Origin of the sequence: Pseudomonas sp. SBT1-2, assembly GCF_028640875.1 — a bacterium.
Classification (GTDB): Bacteria; Pseudomonadota; Gammaproteobacteria; order Pseudomonadales; family Pseudomonadaceae; genus Aquipseudomonas; species Aquipseudomonas chlororaphis_I.
On the sequence record NZ_JAQZAA010000092.1, the window covers coordinates 14,777 to 32,805 of the forward strand.

13 protein-coding genes are annotated in these 18,029 nt (G+C 60.2%); 7 read left to right on the forward strand and 6 right to left on the reverse strand.

Features of this window, described 5'->3' with window-relative positions; translation table 11 throughout:
* Positions 1–229: 229 nt before the first annotated feature.
* Positions 230–982, reverse strand: a complete 753-nt coding sequence (locus tag PVZ78_RS19740; RefSeq protein ID WP_081362049.1) for a carbonic anhydrase — start codon at positions 980–982, stop codon at positions 230–232.
* Positions 983–1,248: 266 nt separating this feature from the next.
* The gene (locus tag PVZ78_RS19745) at positions 1,249–1,551 is read right to left on the reverse strand and encodes a hypothetical protein (RefSeq protein WP_009048294.1); all 303 of its coding nucleotides are present in this window, start codon (positions 1,549–1,551) and stop codon (positions 1,249–1,251) included.
* Between the two features lie 272 nt (positions 1,552–1,823).
* On the opposite strand from PVZ78_RS19745, the gene PVZ78_RS19750 reads away from it, so the two are divergent.
* The 3 genes from PVZ78_RS19750 to PVZ78_RS19760 all read left to right on the forward strand — a co-directional run bounded on the left by PVZ78_RS19750 (position 1,824) and on the right by PVZ78_RS19760 (position 6,226).
* A complete protein-coding gene (locus PVZ78_RS19750) occupies positions 1,824–2,330 on the forward strand; it encodes a sigma-70 family RNA polymerase sigma factor (protein ID WP_009048295.1) in 507 nt (168 codons plus the stop codon).
* Complete coding sequence (locus PVZ78_RS19755) at positions 2,327–3,292, forward strand: FecR domain-containing protein (protein WP_273829106.1); 966 nt, start codon at positions 2,327–2,329, stop codon at positions 3,290–3,292. The genes PVZ78_RS19750 and PVZ78_RS19755 overlap by 4 nt, the downstream gene beginning before the upstream one ends.
* A 96-nt stretch (positions 3,293–3,388) precedes the next feature.
* A complete protein-coding gene (locus tag PVZ78_RS19760) occupies positions 3,389–6,226 on the forward strand; it encodes a TonB-dependent receptor (RefSeq protein WP_273829107.1) in 2,838 nt (945 codons plus the stop codon).
* A gap of 85 nt (positions 6,227–6,311) precedes the next feature.
* Here PVZ78_RS19760 and PVZ78_RS19765 read toward each other — a convergent pair whose 3' ends face one another.
* Positions 6,312–8,528 (reverse strand): OsmC domain/YcaO domain-containing protein, encoded by a 2,217-nt coding sequence (locus tag PVZ78_RS19765; protein ID WP_273829108.1) that lies wholly within the window; start codon positions 8,526–8,528, stop codon positions 6,312–6,314.
* Between the two features lie 365 nt (positions 8,529–8,893).
* On the opposite strand from PVZ78_RS19765, the gene PVZ78_RS19770 reads away from it, so the two are divergent.
* Together PVZ78_RS19770 and PVZ78_RS19775 are read left to right on the forward strand one after the other, a co-directional pair.
* The gene (locus tag PVZ78_RS19770; protein ID WP_009048299.1) at positions 8,894–9,514 is read left to right on the forward strand and encodes a TetR/AcrR family transcriptional regulator; all 621 of its coding nucleotides are present in this window, start codon (positions 8,894–8,896) and stop codon (positions 9,512–9,514) included.
* 197 nt (positions 9,515–9,711) lie between these two features.
* Complete coding sequence (locus PVZ78_RS19775; protein WP_124301342.1) at positions 9,712–10,983, forward strand: OmpP1/FadL family transporter; 1,272 nt, start codon at positions 9,712–9,714, stop codon at positions 10,981–10,983.
* 132 nt (positions 10,984–11,115) lie between these two features.
* On the opposite strand, the gene PVZ78_RS19780 is transcribed toward PVZ78_RS19775, so the two are convergent.
* Positions 11,116–12,576, reverse strand: coding sequence for an efflux transporter outer membrane subunit (locus PVZ78_RS19780; RefSeq protein WP_273829109.1), 1,461 nt, complete (start codon positions 12,574–12,576; stop codon positions 11,116–11,118).
* 218 nt (positions 12,577–12,794) lie between these two features.
* Between PVZ78_RS19780 and PVZ78_RS19785 the strand changes: the two genes are divergently transcribed.
* Positions 12,795–13,904 (forward strand): efflux RND transporter periplasmic adaptor subunit, encoded by a 1,110-nt coding sequence (locus PVZ78_RS19785; RefSeq protein ID WP_029526460.1) that lies wholly within the window; start codon positions 12,795–12,797, stop codon positions 13,902–13,904.
* Positions 13,901–16,990, forward strand: coding sequence for an efflux RND transporter permease subunit (locus PVZ78_RS19790; RefSeq protein ID WP_273829110.1), 3,090 nt, complete (start codon positions 13,901–13,903; stop codon positions 16,988–16,990). The genes PVZ78_RS19785 and PVZ78_RS19790 overlap by 4 nt, the downstream gene beginning before the upstream one ends.
* A 97-nt stretch (positions 16,991–17,087) precedes the next feature.
* Here PVZ78_RS19790 and PVZ78_RS19795 read toward each other — a convergent pair whose 3' ends face one another.
* Positions 17,088–17,708, reverse strand: a complete 621-nt coding sequence (locus tag PVZ78_RS19795) for a hypothetical protein (protein WP_273829111.1) — start codon at positions 17,706–17,708, stop codon at positions 17,088–17,090.
* Between the two features lie 56 nt (positions 17,709–17,764).
* The gene (locus PVZ78_RS19800) at positions 17,765–18,025 is read right to left on the reverse strand and encodes a bacteriocin immunity protein (RefSeq protein WP_038337492.1); all 261 of its coding nucleotides are present in this window, start codon (positions 18,023–18,025) and stop codon (positions 17,765–17,767) included.
* Positions 18,026–18,029 lie beyond the last annotated feature (4 nt).

Here is an 18,029-nt window from a genome sequence, read left to right on the forward strand (position 1 = left end):
CAGGTTTTAGAGGGGCTGGCACTTGCGCCCAACAACGCATCGGCGCCGCCCGCAATCTGCTGCGTACCCTGGGCGATAGGATCCTGGTGCTGAACGCTCGACACTGATCGTCAACCACGACTGGGCAGTGCAAGCCCGGTCGTTTATCCAGGCGGCGAAAACCAGCAGAGCCCAGCCGGCGCGCGGGGCTCTTTCTCGGCTTATCGGTAGGCGATGCGCATTGTCCGGTTCAGGCAATCAACTCGACTTTACCGGTGGCAAGGCGGTAGATGCCGCCTACGATTTTCAACCTGCCTTTGTCGAGCGCATCGGTGAGCAGTGGCGTGGCCTGTTTAAGGCTGGCGACCGAGTCCTTGACGTTTTGCGTCGTGGCATTTTCCATAAGAGCCCCGGGTTGCTTGAGCACTTTCTCGATAGAGGGCTTGAGTGCATCGGTCAGTTTCTGGATATGCCCAGGAAAAACGGCGTGGTCTTTTACTGCTTTGATGCCGGCCTCGATGGCGCCGCAGCTCTCATGCCCCAGTACCAGAATAAGCGGGGCGCCGAGTACCGCGACGGCGTATTCGAGGCTGGCCAGGCCTTCGCCGGTGACGAAGTTGCCCGCAACGCGTATGGCGAAAAGATCGCCTCGGGCTGTGTCGAAAGCGTATTCGGGAGCGATCCGCGAGTCGGAGCAACTGAGCACCGCCACGAACGGGTTCTGCCCGGAAACCAGGGCTTCGCGCTCGTCCTTGAAGTCGTGGGTCTTTGAGTTTCCGCTGAAATAACGCTCATTACCTTCGATCAGCCTTTGCAGCGCCTGGTCGGGGCTGATGGCGTTCTGTGGTTTGGGCGGCGCGGCGGTTTTTTCGGCGGCATGGGCCAGCCTGTCTGGCAGTACGCCGGCTATCAGCAGGGCGCCTGCCCCCAGTCCGGCGAAGCGCAGAAAACGACGACGATCGTGGGTGTTTGCGGCGGAGTTTGAATCACATGATTCACACATGATTTTGTGTACTCGGGTCGACTCGGTGGGAATGACTGCCGTTGGGGGCCAGGAACCTTCGGCCCTGGAGTGTTGGAGTCTAGACGGTGCTGTGTGGGGCGTTTTATCCGCCTTTGAATGCGGCCAGATGACAACATCACCTACCCATAGATCGCTGCGCAGTCGGACCTGAGATCAGGCTATGTGAAACCCTGGCAATCTACCGGCCGATCAAAACAAAAGCCCCGACAAGTCGGGGCCTTTTGCTTTAAGCCGCTGCCGCCAGCTCAGTTCGTGCAAGTAAGCCGTGAATATTTCGGCGGATCGAGCAGAATCCCCGGGGTCATGAAGGTCGAGCAGTTGAACACGCGGCCCTTGGCGGTGGTGGCCTTGAAGTTCAGTTCCGCGCCGCCGAGAAAGTCTTCTTTGCTTTTGGTGACGGGCCCCATGGTGAGTTCGTCGGTCGAGGCCAGGCCAATGGTTTCCGAGGTGACCTTGTGTATTTGCAAGACATTGGGAGTGGTCGAGCAACCCGCCAAGGTGCCCGCCAGAAGCAGTAACGCGGGGGCAAAGATGTAGTTTTTGTTCATGGCATATTTTCCTTAATAGTGTTTCGCCCTGGTTATCCTCGATCCTCGACAGGGGGCACGTCGGAAGACGTAAAGCAGGGGATTCTGACCAGCCACCCCCTCTTGAATCTGACTCGGTAGAGTGACTCATTTCAGCATGGCGCCTGGGGCGCGCCTATAGGTCATATGTGCTATTCAGCAGGCCTTCCCAAGCCCGCGCCACTCCCCAGCGCTGTACAATCCTCGTCCGCAAATAATAAAATGAGAAGCATTATCATTAATGCGGATCTGACATGCACGACGACAGCTTTGCCTCGCCCGTCGCCCGGTTGTATGCAAACCATCACGGCTGGCTTCGGGGCTGGTTGCATCGGCGGTTGGGGCACAGTGCCGATGCCGAGGACCTGGCTCACGACACCTTTGTCCGGGTGATGCGCTCGCAGGAAGATGTGCGCGAGTTGCGCCAGCCCATGGCGTTTCTCGCGACCATTGCCAATGGTCTGCTGATCAATCGCTGGCGGCGCCAGGCGATCGAGCGGGCTTACCTGGAAGCCCTGGCGGCACGACCGGTGGCCGAGGAGCCTTCGCCGGAAGAGCGGCACTTGATGATCGAAACCCTGTTGCAGCTGGATTCGCTGCTGGTGGGCTTGTCGTCGCGGGTGCGGCAGATCTTCTTTTTGTCCCAGCTCGACGGCCTGACCTACCCGCAGATCGCCGCGCGGTTGAGCCTGAGCGTGGCCCAGGTGCAGCGGGCCATGGGCAAGGCGTTCAGTGTCTGTTACGCGAGCCGTTTTGAATGAGTGGCACCGTGGTCAACCCGCGGGTGCGGGACAGTGCCATCGACTGGATGGTCCGGGCGCAGTCCGGGCTGATGAGTGCCGCCGAGCACCAGGCTTTGCAGCAATGGCGGCAGGCGAGCGCCGAGCATGAATATGCCTGGCAGCGGGTCAGCAGTTTGCCGCTGTTGCTGCAGCCCGGGGCCAATCTGTTGGCCGATGCCACGGCGCGTCGGGCACTGGAGTCGGCCGGGGCCGATCCGCAGCGCCGTCGGCAGGTGCTCAAGTGCCTGCTCGCCCTGGGCCTGTTCGGCGGGATTTCCTGGCAGGGTGCGAATTCGACCGTGGTGCGTTCGGCCCTGGCCACTTACCGCACGAGTATCGGCGAACGTCGGCGCTGGGCCCTGGCGGACGGCAGCTCGCTGTGGCTGAACACCGCCAGCGCGGTGAACCTGGAGCTGACCCCGCAGCAGGGCACCGTGCAGTTGATCGAGGGCGAGATGGCGCTGGATGCGCGGGCCGAATCGCCGGCTGTGCAACTGCTGACCCCGGACGCGGTGCTGTACGGCCGTGGCGCCCATCTGCTGGTGCGCCACGATCGGCAGGGCACCCAGGTGACGGTGTTGCGCGGTCTGGTGCAGCTCAGTGCGCGGCGCCATTGGCTACCGGTGCCGCTGGAGGCCGGTTGGCAAACCCGGGTCGACAGCCAGGGCGTCGGGGCGCCGAGCCGCGTTGATCTGTTGATGGCCCAGGCCTGGCTGCGCGGCATCTTGCCGGCCGAACGCATGCGCCTGGACACATTGCTGGCTGAACTCTCGCGCTACCGCCCGGGCATTTTGCGTTGCAGCGCAGAGGTCGCGGCCTTGCGCGTGACCGGCAGTTTCCAGCTGGACGACACCGATGCCGCGTTGGCGCTGGTGGCCAGTACGTTGCCGGTGCGCATCGAGCGACGAACCCGTTATTGGGTGACCGTGGTGCCGGCCTGAAACTTTTTTTCCCCGGGGCGATAGTTTTTTCGATCTGGCTTGGCCTTCAGGTATGACCCACTGGGACAGGTGGGTGCCAACCCCTAGGAGCCTTGCATGATTTTCCCCGCCCGAGCCTTGTGTACCCGTACCTTTGGCCTGCTTTTCCTCAGCCTGCAGCCGCTCTGTGGCGCGGCCGTGTTCGCGGCTGGCGAGCGCCAGCACTACAGCATCGACGCCGGCCTGCTGGACCAGGCGCTGTCGCGCTTCGGCGTGCAGGCGGGGATCAATATGGCGGGCAGCGCCACGCTGACGGAAGGCAAGCGCAGCCAGGGCCTGCAAGGCGATTTCAGCGCGGAGGCGGGCCTGGCGCGGTTGCTGGCGGGAACCGGCCTGGGCTATCAGCGCCAGGTGGACGGCAGCTTCGAGTTGTATCGGGCGGGCGGGGCGGTGGTGCTGCCGTCGCAGAAGGTCGTCGGCGAAGACCTTGAGCAGAAGGAGGTGTATTCGGCGCCGCGATCCTCGCTGTACATCTCCGGCGAGGACCTGCAGCGCTTTGGCGTGATCTCGGTCGGCGACGTGCTCAAGGGCCAGCCAGGGGTCCAGGTCGGCGACAGCCGCAACGGTGGCGGCCTGGATGTGAACATCCGCGGTATCCAGGGCCAGAGCCGGGTGGCGGTAACCGTCGACGGCTCGCAACAGGCGCTGGATGTCTATCGCGGTTATGCCGGCACCCAGCAACGCAGCTACATCGACCCGGACCTGATCAGCGACATCGCCATCGACAAGGGCCCGAGCCTGACCTCCAGCGCCATCGGCGGCACGGTGAAGATGCGCACCCTCGGCGTCGAGGACATCCTGCAGGACGGCAAGAACATCGGCCTGCGCTTGAAGGGTGACCTGTGGAACAACGGCGTCGCTCCCGCCTCGCGCGATAGCCACTCGATGACCGAGGAGCTGTTCTCGGAGCCGCACCGCAGCCGTGGCGGCCTGTTCGGTTCGAAGGCCGAGTCCGGCAGTGCCGCGTTCGCCTATAGCCATGAGTTTTTCGACCTGGTGGCGGCCTACGCCCACCGCAACCAGGGCAACTATTTCGCCGGCAAGAAGGGCCAGGACCGCTATCGCACCTATGACCGTTACGGCGACGAAGAGACGAGTGTGGCCACCACCTATAACGCCGGCGAGGAGGTGCTGAACTCTTCTTCGCAGACCGAGTCCTTCCTGCTCAAGACCACCCTGCGCCCGGCGGACGGCCACACTTTCGACCTGGGCTATCGCCGCTACGACGGGCACATCGGCGAAATCATGCCGTCGGACATTTTCCGTTTCGGCACCGGCGGCATCTATCAGTACCCACTGGGCCATACCAAGATCGACACCTACACCGCGCGCTACCACTACCTGCCCGACGGCAATCCGCTGGTGGACCTGACGGCCAGCCTGTGGATGACCGACGCGCAGACCAGCCAGCTGACCTCGGTGGCGGCGCCGGCTTCGCAAGCCTATCGCTCGGATCGCCGCTGGAGCCGCCAGGCCGACCGCCGCATTGGTGGCGACCTGGCCAACACCTCGCACATGCAGAGCGACTATGGCGATTTCAAGCTGGACCTGGGCGGCTCGTTCCAGGTCGAGGACCTGCGGCCGCAAAAAAGCGTGGTCACCACCCAGCACGACATCAATGCCAACCGCATGCTGCGCGAAGGGGAGCGGCAGGAGTTCAGCCTGAACGGCAAGCTGGAGTACAAACCGATCGACAGCCTGACGCTGTGGGGCGGCGGTCGTTACACCTACTACCGCACCCAGGATAAGGTCGCCCATGCGACGGCGCGTCGGGAGGAGCGCGACTTGCGTTACCTGAGCGTTTCCAACGAGCAAAGCTACGGCAACATGATGTGGTTCCCGGACTCGAACGGGCAGTACACCGACGCCACCGACCCGCGGTTGAACAACGGGATCGTGTTCAAGAACACCAACTATCCGTTCGAGGGTATTCGCTACAACGACTTCGGTGCGACCGACTCGAGGGTCTATCCGTCCGAGGTCGGCGAGGTGGTCAGCGGTTATGACTATTCTGGAAAGAACCGCAACAGCGGCGGCGCCTTCGCCCCGGCATTCGGCATCAATCTCGAAGTGGCGCCGGACACCTTCGTCTATGCCTCCTACACCCAGGGCCTGCGCATGCCCTCGCTGTTTGAAACCAGCCAGGGCGTGTTGCAGACCATGCCGGGCAAGGGCCTGAAGCCCGAGCGTTCCAGCAGTTGGGAAATCGGCGCCAGCACCCTGCACAAAGGCCTGCTGCTGGACAACGACTCGGCGGCGATCAAGCTGGCTTACTTCAACAACAGCATCAAGAACTACATCACTCGCTACTACGACCCGAGCCCGGGCCTGATGGGCCTGATGCGCTTCAGCAATACCGACAGCTACAAGACCAGCGGCCTGGAGCTGCAGTCGCACTATGACGCTGGACGGGTGTTCGCGGACTTTTCGTCCACCTACTACCTGAAGACCGAAACCTGCGACTCGGCCTTCGCCGCTCGGCTGCGGGCCAGCAGCAATCGCTATCGGGACCTGAGCAACACGCCGGACTGTACGCCGGGCAGCTTCATGGGCTCGTACTCCAACACCCAGAACCCGCCACGCTTCTCGGCGAACCTGACCTCGGGCCTGCGCTTCTTCGACCAAGCCCTGACCCTTGGCGGGCGCGCCACCTACAGCTCCGGCCCGACGGTCAAGGCCGACGAGAACTGGCAGACCGGCGCCACCACACCGCAGCTGGTCTACCGCGAGGTGGCGCTGTTCGACCTGTTCCTCAACTACAAGTTGAAGGAACACACTCAACTCAGCGTGTCGCTGCAGAACCTGACCGATCGCTACTACCTGGACCCGCTGGCACAGAGCTTCATGCCGGCGCCGGGGCGGACGTTACGGGTGGGGGTGTTGACGAAGTTCTAAGGGGAGAGGGAGGGGCGGCCAGCCATTTGTGGCTGGCCAGACCGATAGTTGCCCGCCGCGACGGGGCAACTATCGACAACAGCCATCAGTTGGAGAGAGCCGTCACCTTGGCCCGCGCCGCGTGCAGCTTCTTGTAGCTGTCGATCAGACGCAGGTGGCGGTCGATCCCTTCCAGCTTCATGCTGGTCGGCGTCAGGCCATAGAAGCGCACTTCGCCATTCACCGAGCCAATCACCGCATCCATCCGCTCGTTGCCGAACATGCGACGGAAATTGACTTCGTAATCCGCCAGGTCCAGATCTTCGTCGAGTTCCATCTCCAGCACCGCATTCATCGCCTGGTAAAACAGGCCACGCTCGGCGGTGTTGTCGTTGTACTGCAGGAACATCTCCACGCACTCCTTGGCTTCTTCATATTGCTGCAAGGCCAGGAAGATCAGCAGCTTCAACTCCAGGATGGTCAGTTGGCCCCAGGCGGTGTTGTCGTCGAACTCGATGCCGATCAGGGTGGTGATATCGGTGTAGTCGTCCAGCTCGCTTTCTATCAGGCGCTCGAGCAACGCCTGCAACTCATCCTCGTCGAGGCTGTGCAGGTTGAGGATGTCGGAGCGGAAGAACAGCGCCTTGTTGGTGTTGTCCCAGATCAGGTCTTCCACCGGGTAGATTTCCGAGTAGTCCGGCACCAGGATGCGGCAGGCGGTTGCGCCGAGGTGCTCGTACACGGCCATGTAGGACTCTTTGCCCATGCCTTCGAGAATGCCGAACAAGGTCGCGGCTTCCTGGGCGTTAGACCCTTCTTTTTCACTGGAGCCGCCCTGGCCGGAGAAGTCCCACTCGACGAATTCATAATCCGACTGGGCGCTGAAGAAGCGCCACGACACCACGCCGCTGGAGTCGATGAAGTGCTCGACGAAGTTGTTCGGCTCGGTGACCGCCTGACCTTCGAACGTCGGCGGCGGCAAATCGTTCAAGCCCTCGAAGCTGCGGCCTTGCAGCAGTTCGGTGAGGCTGCGCTCCAGCGCCACTTCCAGGCTGGGGTGAGCGCCGAACGAGGCAAATACGCCACCGGTACGCGGGTTCATCAGAGTCACGCACATCACCGGGAACTCACCGCCCAGCGACGCATCCTTGACCAGCACCGGAAAGCCCTGGGCTTCCAGGCCCTGGATGCCAGCGAGAATCCCCGGGTATTTGGCCAAGACTTCTGCGGGTACATCCGGCAGGGCGAACTCGCCTTCGATGATTTCGCGTTTGACGGCGCGCTCGAAGATCTCCGACAGGCACTGCACCTGGGCTTCGGCCAGGGTGTTACCGGCGCTCATGCCGTTGCTGAGGTAGAGGTTTTCGATCAGGTTGGATGGGAAGTACACCACTTCGCCGTCCGACTGGCGCACGAACGGCAGCGAAACAATGCCGCGCTCTTCATTGCCGGAGTTGGTGTCGAACAGGTGCGAGCCGCGCAGCTCGCCATCGCGGTTGTAGATTTTCAGGCAGTAGGGATCGAGGATTTCGCTGGGCAGCTCATCCTTGGGGCCCGGCTTGAACCAGCGCTCGTCCGGGTAATGCACGAAGGGCGCGTTGGCGATTTCCTCGCCCCAGAACTGATCGTTGTAGAAGAAGTTGCAGTTCAGGCGCTCGATGAACTCACCCAGCGCCGAGGCCAGCGCGCTTTCCTTGGTCGCGCCCTTGCCATTGGTGAAGCACATCGGCGACTGCGCGTCGCGGATATGCAGCGACCAGACGTTGGGCACGATATTGCGCCACGAAGCGATCTCGATCTTCATGCCCAGGCCGGCCAGGATGCCGGACATGTTGGCGATGGTCTGTTCCAGCGGCAGGTCCTTGCCGGCGATATAGGTGCTGTGCGAACCCGCGCTCGGCATCAGCAAGGCCTGGGCATCGGCGTCGAGGTTTTCCACCTCTTCAATCACAAACTCAGGCCCGGCCTGTACCACTTTCTTGACGGTGCAACGGTCGATGGAGCGCAGGATGCCCTGGCGGTCCTTGTCGGAGATATCCGCCGGCAACTCGACCTGGATCTTGAAGATCTGGTTGTAGCGGTTTTCCGGATCGACAATGTTGTTCTGCGACAGGCGAATGTTATCGGTGGGGATATTGCGGGTGTCGCAGTACAACTTCACGAAGTACGCCGCGCACAACGCCGATGACGCCAGGAAATAGTCGAACGGACCCGGTGCCGAGCCATCGCCCTTGTAGCGGATGGGCTGGTCGGCCACCACCGTGAAGTCATCGAACTTGGCTTCAAGTCGGAGGTTGTCGAGAAAGTTGACCTTGATTTCCATGGGGAACACCGAATAACGAGCAAAACGAAATGGCGGCCATTATCCGGTTTTTCAGCGTGAAGTCTTGCGCTTTTCGGCAAGCGGGGCAGGTCGTTGGGGCGCGTGGGGTGGCAGGGCGTTGGCTTGCGCGGGGGAGGAGGTCGCGGCCTTGGGTGTGGGGATCGATCATCGAATGCGCTTTCAGGTGCCGCGCCTTCCTCGGGCCAGCGGATTTGCTATGTGGATTGCCCCGACCTCAGCCTGTTCGCATGTTCGCTGGTGTTTTCTCAGTCGCCCTGGAGGGGCATTCGGAATGGTCGATTTGTGACTATATATCTTATCGGTCACAAGTTGTCAGTCCGCCATAGGGTGAGTAAGCTGTTCCCATGAATCAGCCATCGATATCTTCGCCCAGCGCCCGCGGCCCAGCCGATCACGACATTCGAAACCAGATTGTCGCGGCGGCCAACGAACACTTCAGCCAGTACGGCTATGGCAAAACCACGGTCTCCGACCTGGCTAAAGCCATCGGCTTTTCCAAGGCCTATATCTACAAGTTTTTTGATTCCAAGCAGGCGATCGGTGAAGCCATCTGTACAAATTGTCTGGCAGAAATCGTTGCGGCTGTCGAGCAGGCCATCAATGTCGAGACCCTTTCGCCAACGGAGCGCTTTCGACGCTTGGTCAAAACGGTGATCGCCACAGGGGTGAACCTGTTCTTCAATGACCGGAAACTCTATGACATCGCCGCGTTTTCTGTGTCGGAGCGTTGGCCCAGCTCGCAAATTTATGACGCCCAGATCAAGCAATTCATTTTGCAAATTGTGCGTGAAGGGCGAGAGGTTGGTGAGTTCGAACGCAAGACTCCCCTGGACGAGACAGTAGAGGCGATACATCTTGCTCTGCGGCCATTCGTCAATCCGCTACTGCTGCAGTACAACCTCGATTTCGTCGAAGAGGCGCCCACGCTCACTTCCAACCTCATCCTGCGTAGCCTCATGCCTTGACCTTCGGCTAACGATCGCACGCCTGCCAGGCTAAGCGACATATCACTCAATCAGCTTTTCACTTTGCCCTTCCTCCCACCGTCGAAGGGCATTTATTTATCCGTAATGTGACTGTTGACTGAAATGGTCACATGAATAAATATGGGCGTCCGTTGTTTCTACCCTTTCATCTCGGCGATAACCATAGAGTTCTAATAATGAAAAAAATATTGCTCAAGAGCCCACTTGGCCTCGCTGTTGTGCTCGCATCTTCCCATGTGTTTGCGAGCGGTTTCGCTCTCAATGAACAGAGCATCAGCGGGATGGGCTCTGGATTTGCCGGTCGCTCCTCCTCTGCTGAAGATGCGAGCACGGTCTTCGGCAATCCGGCGGGCATGTCTCGTCTGAAAAGAGAACAAGCCAGCGTAGGGGCGGCGACTCTTTTTGCGAAGTCCGACATAAGCCAGACCCGCAGTACATTCGGAGGCCAGGAAGACGGCGACATGGTGCCTGCGACTACGGTACCCATGGGGTACTACGTCAAACCCATTGATGAGCATTGGGCGTTCGGTGTTGGGTTTTATGTGCCTTTTGGCCTGATCACCGATTATGGCAGCGGCTTTGCGGGGCGTTACTACGCCAACAAAAGCGAGGTCACGACCCTTACGTTCCAGCCCACCATCAGCTATGCCTTTAACGACACAGTTTCGATCGGGTTCGGCCCCACCATCAACCGTATCAGCGGCGAGTTGTCCGGGATGGTGCTCAATCCGCTCAGCCCTGGTCGCAACGACGGAAAACTCAAAAGCACGGGCGACGACACGGCCCTTGGTTTCAACGCCGGCATTCTGGTGCAGGCTACAGATCGAACTCGCCTCGGCTTGACCTACCACTCCAAGGTTAGTTACCACCTGGATGCCAAGACCAAGGTCACCGACGGCATCTTTAGCGTGCTGGGGGTTAGCGGCCGAAGCTATGACGCTTCTCTGGATGTGAATACGCCGGAATCAGTGGATTTCTCGGTGACTCATCAGCTCAATAATGACTGGACCCTGTATCTGGGGAGCACCTGGACCCGCTGGAGTCGCTTCAAGGAACTGACCATCGAGAACACGGGTTTGCCCCCTTTGTTGAGCGGCTCGCTGGGCACTGTTACCGAAGAACAGAACTGGCGTGATACGTGGGCTCACGCTATAGGTACGTCGTACCAACTGAACAACCATTGGGTTCTTCGGGCAGGCTTGTCAGTCGACCAGTCGCCCGCCAACAACACCAATCGTGGACCACGCATTCCAACGGGCGACCGAACGGTTATCAGCTTCGGTGCAGGCTGGACCCCGGTGGACAATGTCACGATCGACGTTGCTTATTCCTATCTGTGGGAAGAGAGCGTGCGGGTCAACGATACTTCCGCGACCCGGGGCGCATACAGTTCCAAGTATAAGAACAGCGCGAGCGGGCTCGGCACTTCCGTCAGCTATCGTTTCTGATAGACAGAGCGCCGTTCTACGATAATTGTCCGGCCGGGAGCGTACGTTACGCCCCGGCCTTTTAAAGCACATCCCTGGCATTTCCCCTTGGAGGGAAGCGGTTTCGTCGGAGCGCCACGTCGCCTGGTCAAGTCATCGAGTCGCTACGGACCGGGTCTCAGGAGGTTGCCAGCCACCACCGAGCGCCTTGAATGCCGCGACCGCCGCCCGTGCCGATTCCGTCCGCGCCTGCGCTCGGGCATCGGAAGCCTGCAGCATCGTTTCGTCGGCGTGCAGGACATCAATCAGGCTGGCCGTGCCTTTTTCGTAGGCAATGAACGACGATTGGCGAGCCTGTGCCAGAGATGCCTCGCCTTCAGTCAGGGTGGCTGCCTGAGCGTCCCGATTCACCAGGGCGGAGAAGGCATTCTCGACATCCTCGGTGGCGCGTAATACCGACTGACGGTAAGCGGCCAGGGCTTCGGCTTCTTGTCCCTTGGCTTGATCGATTTGAGCGTTTATGCGGCCAAAGTCGAAAAGTCTCCAGCGCAGCCCCAGTACGCCCGCCGACTGATTGGCGCCGCCAGTGAAAAGGTTGCCCCCGGATACAGCCGTGGCGCTACCGAGCAAGGCGCTGAGGGAGAATTTCGGGTAGTACTCGGCAATCGCCACCCCGATGCGTGCATTGGAGGCTGCAAGGCGGCGCTCGGCCACGATGAGATCCGGCCTGCGGCGCAGCAGATCGGCCGGCGTTCCCGTGGCCTTTATCTGCGGCGCAAGAGGAATACTCCCTGCATTTGCCAGTTGCGTGCGATGGGTGCCCGGCGGTGTACCGAGCATTACATCCAGTGCATTCATGGCAGCATCCAGGCCGGTCTGCAGGACCGGCACTGTCGCTTGGACCTGCGATAGCGCTCCCTCAGTCTGGTGAACCTGATAGTGGGCAGCGAGGCCCTTGCCGTAGAGCAAGCGGACTTTCTCCAGCAGCCCCTGCTGGGTTTTGACTTGTCGGTTGGCAATGTCCAGCCGGGCCTGCAATCCGCGGATGCTGATGTAGATATCGGCGGTTTGCGCGGCGATGGCCAGTCGTGTGGCAGCGGCGCCCGCCTCGGAGGCCTGGTACTCGGCGAGTGCGGCTTCGCGTCCGCGTCGCAGGCCGCCAAAGACATCAATCTCCCAGCCAGCACCGAGGTTAACCTCGTAGGCGCTTCCGTACCGATCATAGCCAGGCGTCGAGTTCAGCACCTGGCCGAGCGGGGTCTCGATGGATTGGTAGGAGCGCGCGGCCTGGCCACTGATGTTTCCCGAGGGCAGCAAGGCGGCATTTGCGGCACCCAATCCTGCCCGTGCCTGCGTAACTCGCGCCGACGCCTGCGCCAGATCCAGGTTCTGTTCAAGAGCCTTGGAGACGAAGTCGGTTAGCACCGGATCACCAAAACCTTCCCACCAGGCCACGAGACTGGCCGGCGTCGCTACAGGCCTCAGCTCGACAGCGGACTGATCCAGGTAACGATCCGAGAGAGGAGCGTCCGGACGTTGATAGTCCGGACCGACCGCGCAGCCTGCCATCAAGCTGGCGCTCACCAAAAGAGCAAGGGGGCGAAGGGGAGGCATTGAGGTTCCTTCAATCGAGGATATTTGTGACCATATTACGTTATGGTCACAAGCTGTCAATCAATAGCATTGACCAGTATTTCAAAAAACACTCAATGAATACGGAGTTTTTCGCGTAATCGCTGGCAGTCTCAATGGATGTTAATTTGTGACTATTGACAGATATGGTCACTGTACTGAGAATGTGGGCCATGTCCTATTGTTCAGTAAGGGAACCTATGCGCCGGCCTCGACCTGTCCCCATTGCCGCTTGCTTGTTGCCTCTAGTCCTGGCGGCGTGTGGCGACTCATCCACCGTTGAAGATCCACGCACCCATGCCCCTCTGGTGAGGGCTTCTGCGGTTCAGGGGGCGTCCGACGTTTCACGCTCCTTCACTGGCGTCGTGGCTGCCCGCGTCCAGGGCGACCTGGGCTTTCGGGTATCAGGCAAGATACTTGAGCGCTTGGTTGATACGGGTCAGACCGTCAAGCGAGGTCAGCCGCTCATGCGTCTTGACCCCATCGATCTGGGGTTGCAGGCGCGAGCACAGCAAGAGTCGGTCATGGCCGCTCGGGCCCGAGCCAGGCAGACAGCCGATGATGAGGCCCGATATCGCGACCTGGTCGGCGCAGGTGCTATTTCTGCATCGGCGTACGATCAGGTCAAAGCCGCGGCTGATAGCGCAAAGGCGCAGCTCAGTGCTGCTCAAGCGCAGGCTGACGTGGCTCGCAATGCTTCCGGTTATGCGGTGCTGTTTGCCGATTCCGACGGCGTTGTGGTGGAGACGCTCGCCGAGCCCGGGCAAGTCGTCAGCCCAGGGCAGCCTGTGGTGCGACTGGCGCGGGCCGGGCAGCGCGAAGCCATCGTGCACCTGCCCGAGACGCTACGCCCGGCAGCAGGATCCACTGCGCAGGCGACGCTTTACGGCAACACCGCGGGTGCTGTTACAGCGAGGCTGAGGCTGCTGTCTGACTCGGCCGACCGTATGACGCGCACCTTTGAGGCGCGGTATGTGCTTGAGGGCGCGTTGGCCAATGCGCCGTTAGGTTCGACCGTCACGCTTCGGATCGCCGAAGACGCCGCCAATGGACAGGTGCTGCAAGTGCCGATCGCTGCTGTTTATGACCCGGGCAAAGGCACTGGCGTGTGGGTCATTGCTGGGGAACCAGCGAAGGTGACCTGGCGACCTGTCCGGGTCCTGGGCTTGAGCGACGACGCAGCGCGAGTTGCAGGCGATCTCAAGGCCGGCGAGCAGATTGTCGCCTTAGGTGCACATCTGCTGCGCGATGGTGAGGAGGTGAGACTGGCTCAACAGGGTGACGTCAAGGTTGCCGGGAGCCATCCATGAGCCAGGGGCGCTTCAATCTTTCGGCGATCGCTGTTCGCGAGCGCTCGATCACGGTATTCCTGATCTTCCTGATCGCTGTGGCAGGGATCCTGTCGTTTTTCCAGCTGGGGCGTGCGGAAGACCCTCCGTTTACGGTCAAGCAACTGACGGTCATTACCGCGTGGCCGGGCGCTACGGCGCAGGAGATGCAGGACCAGGTTGCAGAGCCACTTGAAAAACGCCTGCAAGAACTGAAATGGTACGACCGCACGGAAACCTACACCCGTCCGGGTCTCGCCTTCACCATGGTGACACTGCTCGATCGCACACCGCCTTCCCAGGTGCAGGAGGAGTTCTATCAGGCGCGTAAAAAACTCGACGATGAGGCCATCAAGTTACCGGCGGGGGTGATTGGCCCGATGGTCAACGACGAGTTTGCAGATGTGACATTTGCGCTGTTCGCCTTGAAAGCCAAAGGCGAGCCGCAGCGACTGTTGGTGCGTGATGCGGAATCGTTGCGCCAGCGCCTGTTGCACGTGCCGGGCGTGAAGAAGGTCAACATCATTGGTGAGCAGGCCGAACGCATCTTTGTTTCCTTCTCCCATGATCGGTTGGCCACGCTGGGCGTATCCCCCCAGGACATTTTTGCCGCGCTGAACAATCAGAACGTGCTCACGCCTGCCGGCTCAATTGAAACCGATGGGCCGCAAGTCTTCCTCCGCCTCGACGGTGCCTTCGATAAGGTGCAGAAGATTCGTGACACGCCTCTTGCGGTCCAAGGTCGAACACTGAAGCTCTCGGACGTGGCGACGGTCGAGCGGGGTTATGAGGATCCGGCAACCTTCCTCGTGCGTAACAACGGTGAGGAGGCCCTGTTACTGGGCGTGGTGATGCGTGAGGGCTGGAACGGTCTTGACCTGGGCAAGGCATTGGACGCGGAGACGACGAAGATCAATGACGGCATGCCGCTGGGCATGACGCTCACCAAGGTCACCGATCAGTCTGTGAATATCAGTTCGGCCGTCGACGAGTTCATGGTCAAGTTCTTCGTCGCCCTGCTGGTGGTCATGCTTGTCTGCTTTCTCAGCATGGGCTGGCATGTAGGTATTGTGGTGGCGGCGGCTGTGCCGCTGACGCTGGCCGTGGTGTTTGTGGTGATGGCGGCTACCGGAAAGAACTTTGACCGCATTACCCTCGGGTCGCTGATTCTGGCGCTCGGACTGCTGGTGGACGACGCCATCATTGCTATCGAGATGATGGTGGTGAAAATGGAGGAGGGCTACGACCGCATCAAGGCTTCCGCCTATGCCTGGAGTCATACGGCCGCACCGATGCTTTCCGGTACGCTGGTGACCGCTATCGGTTTTTTGCCCAATGGCTTCGCCCAGTCGACAGCCGGCGAGTACACCAGCAACATGTTCTGGATCGTGGGCATTGCCCTGATTGCATCATGGGTAGTGGCGGTGGCCTTCACCCCCTATCTGGGTGTGAAGCTGTTGCCGAAGATCAAGACGGTCGAAGGGGGGCACGCGGCCATCTACAACACCCCTGGCTACAACCGCTTCCGCCGGATCTTGACGCGCGTCATCGCCCGTAAATGGCTGGTGGCCGGTACTGTTATCGCTACCTTTGTCGTGGCGATTCTCGGCATGGGCCTGGTCAAGAAGCAGTTCTTCCCCACCTCGGACCGTCCAGAAGTGTTGGTCGAAGTGCAAATGCCCTATGGAACCTCCATCGAGCAGACCAGCGCCACCACCGCCAAGATCGAGGCCTGGCTGCAAAAGCAGGCTGAAGCCAAAATCGTCACGGCCTATATCGGGCAAGGCGCGCCGCGCTTCTACCTGGCGATGGCGCCGGAGCTCCCGGATCCATCATTCGCCAAGGTTGTGGTGCTGACGGATAGTCAGGAGGCACGTGAGACCCTCAAGTTCCGTATGCGTGAGGCCATTGCTCAAGGGCTTGCACCAGAAGCGCGTGTCAGGGTTACGCAGCTGGTGTTTGGTCCGTATTCACCCTTTCCTGTGGCATATCGGGTGATGGGGCCTGACCCATCAACATTGCGTGAGATCGCCGACCAGGTACAGAACGTGATGCAGGCGAGTCCCCTGATGAGAACCGTCAACACCGACTGGGGCCCGCTAACGCCGACGCTGCATTTCACCCTGGATCAGGACCGCTTGCAGGCGGTGGGGCTGACGTCCAGCGCTGTCGCGCAGCAGCTGCAGTTCCTGCTCGCGGGAGTACCGATCACGGCCGTTCGTGAGGACATTCGTTCGGTGCAGGTGATCGGGCGTGCTGCGGGTGATATCCGGCTCGACCCTGCAAAAATAGAAGGCTTTACGCTCGTGGGCACGGCGGGCCAGCGGATTCCGTTGTCCCAGGTAGGGGAAGTCGACGTGCGTATGGAGGATCCGATCCTTCGGCGTCGTGACCGCACCCCGACCATTACCGTGCGCGGCGACATTGCCGAAGGCTTGCAGCCACCGGATGTCTCGAGCGTGATCATGAAGGCGCTGCAGCCGGTCATCGACAAGCTGCCTGATGGGTATCGTATCGAGCAGTCGGGGGCCATTGAGGAGTCGGGCAAGGCCGGCCAGGCGATATTGCCGCTGCTCCCGATCATGATTGCCATCACGCTGCTGATCATCATCCTGCAGGTACGCTCGACCTCGGCGATGATCATGGTGTTTCTCACCGCGCCGCTGGGATTGATCGGCGTGGTCCCGACATTGCTCATCTTCCAGCAACCGTTTGGTATCAACGCCCTGGTCGGCCTGATCGCACTTTCGGGCATCCTGATGCGTAATACGCTGATTCTTATTGGGCAAATCCATCACAACGCACGAGAAGGACTGGATCCGTTCCTCGCGGTGATCGAAGCCACAGTACAGCGTGCTCGCCCGGTGCTGCTGACAGCGCTGGCGGCCATCCTGGCGTTCATCCCCCTGACACACTCCGTCTTCTGGGGGACCCTGGCTTACACCTTGATCGGAGGTACGTTCGTCGGAACCATCATGACGCTGGTGTTCCTGCCGGCGATGTACTCCATCTGGTTCAAGATCAGTCATGCCAATCAGAGGCAAACTGAAACAGCAGAACTGGCGTAAGCACGCGAACTTACCAAAAGAGAGGACGCCACCCCGTCCTCTCGTCGTGCACCTCACTACAAAGCTGGGTTCTCAATACCCAGTCTGCAAGCTTCTCTCACTCATCGCCTATTAACGCCAGGCTGGCAGCCCACTCTTGCGTGGCAGTGTAGCGGGCGTAATAAGCCCGCTTCTCTGCCTCGCTCAAGCCGGTAAAGAACGGCAGGAAGTACTGGTCGTTGTAGTAGCCCTGGGCACCTTGCAACTGCGCTCCCCACCATGCCGGGTTGTAGCCCTCGAAGGCTATCCAGGGCGGAGGGACGGCGAAACGCTGATGCTGAATGGCCTCGAGGAAGTCAGTGCTGTTGGTTACCAGGCGCACCGTGACGGCGTTGAATTCCCGGCTGGATATAAAGCAAATCAGGCGCTGGTTGTTCTGGGCGTTTTCATACTGCCTGACGGGAAGCTCGTTGAAGCTACGCTCGTGGGTCAGGATGAAGCTGGATTCGATAAGGGCTTGGAAAGAATCCCTATCGCTTCCATCGATCAGTAAGGTCCAGTAGTAAGCCGGTACGCCTGTGCCTTCCAAAGAAACCGCGCGCAGTGGAAGGGGCAGTGCGGGAGTGGTGTGTGGCAGAGGTTCGGTGAAAACCGCTTGGAGTTCTGACAGGGAATAGCCAGCAATTTGCTCTTTGGGGGCTCGGTCAAAAAGAGCTGCGATACGGCTGAAAAAATTCATATCGTCCTTGATTCAGCTTTGGTGGGCTTATGGAGTGGCGCTTCAAGGCCATTGATTTAGGGTTCCTTGAAACCTGGCAAACCGTTTGCTCTGCGCCACTCCTTGACTGTTTTCAAGATCCCTTCTGGCGAGTCATCAGCATCGTCAGCAGGATAGAAAATCAGATCTGAGCCTTCGGGGTGTTCTGAGATTTCCTGAAAGTGTCGGACTAAAACAGAGTGGTCGTCCTCACTCTGACAGCTAACCTCACAGATATCTGTCAGAAGTTGAAGGAACTCTTGCTCTGTGTAATCAGAAATACTGCCCCTTGAGGTCATCACC

What these genes read in the sequence shown, in the direction of transcription:
- PVZ78_RS19740 (WP_081362049.1), bottom strand. Translation starts at nt 982, where the DNA reads ATGTGTGAATCATGTGATTCAAACTCCGCCGCAAACACCCACGATCGT.
- PVZ78_RS19745 (WP_009048294.1), bottom strand. Translation starts at nt 1,551, where the DNA reads ATGAACAAAAACTACATCTTTGCCCCCGCGTTACTGCTTCTGGCGGGC.
- PVZ78_RS19750 (WP_009048295.1), top strand. Translation starts at nt 1,824, where the DNA reads ATGCACGACGACAGCTTTGCCTCGCCCGTCGCCCGGTTGTATGCAAAC.
- PVZ78_RS19755 (WP_273829106.1), top strand. Translation starts at nt 2,327, where the DNA reads ATGAGTGGCACCGTGGTCAACCCGCGGGTGCGGGACAGTGCCATCGAC.
- PVZ78_RS19760 (WP_273829107.1), top strand. Translation starts at nt 3,389, where the DNA reads ATGATTTTCCCCGCCCGAGCCTTGTGTACCCGTACCTTTGGCCTGCTT.
- PVZ78_RS19765 (WP_273829108.1), bottom strand. Translation starts at nt 8,528, where the DNA reads ATGGAAATCAAGGTCAACTTTCTCGACAACCTCCGACTTGAAGCCAAG.
- PVZ78_RS19770 (WP_009048299.1), top strand. Translation starts at nt 8,894, where the DNA reads ATGAATCAGCCATCGATATCTTCGCCCAGCGCCCGCGGCCCAGCCGAT.
- PVZ78_RS19775 (WP_124301342.1), top strand. Translation starts at nt 9,712, where the DNA reads ATGAAAAAAATATTGCTCAAGAGCCCACTTGGCCTCGCTGTTGTGCTC.
- PVZ78_RS19780 (WP_273829109.1), bottom strand. Translation starts at nt 12,576, where the DNA reads ATGCCTCCCCTTCGCCCCCTTGCTCTTTTGGTGAGCGCCAGCTTGATG.
- PVZ78_RS19785 (WP_029526460.1), top strand. Translation starts at nt 12,795, where the DNA reads ATGCGCCGGCCTCGACCTGTCCCCATTGCCGCTTGCTTGTTGCCTCTA.
- PVZ78_RS19790 (WP_273829110.1), top strand. Translation starts at nt 13,901, where the DNA reads ATGAGCCAGGGGCGCTTCAATCTTTCGGCGATCGCTGTTCGCGAGCGC.
- PVZ78_RS19795 (WP_273829111.1), bottom strand. Translation starts at nt 17,708, where the DNA reads ATGAATTTTTTCAGCCGTATCGCAGCTCTTTTTGACCGAGCCCCCAAA.
- PVZ78_RS19800 (WP_038337492.1), bottom strand. Translation starts at nt 18,025, where the DNA reads ATGACCTCAAGGGGCAGTATTTCTGATTACACAGAGCAAGAGTTCCTT.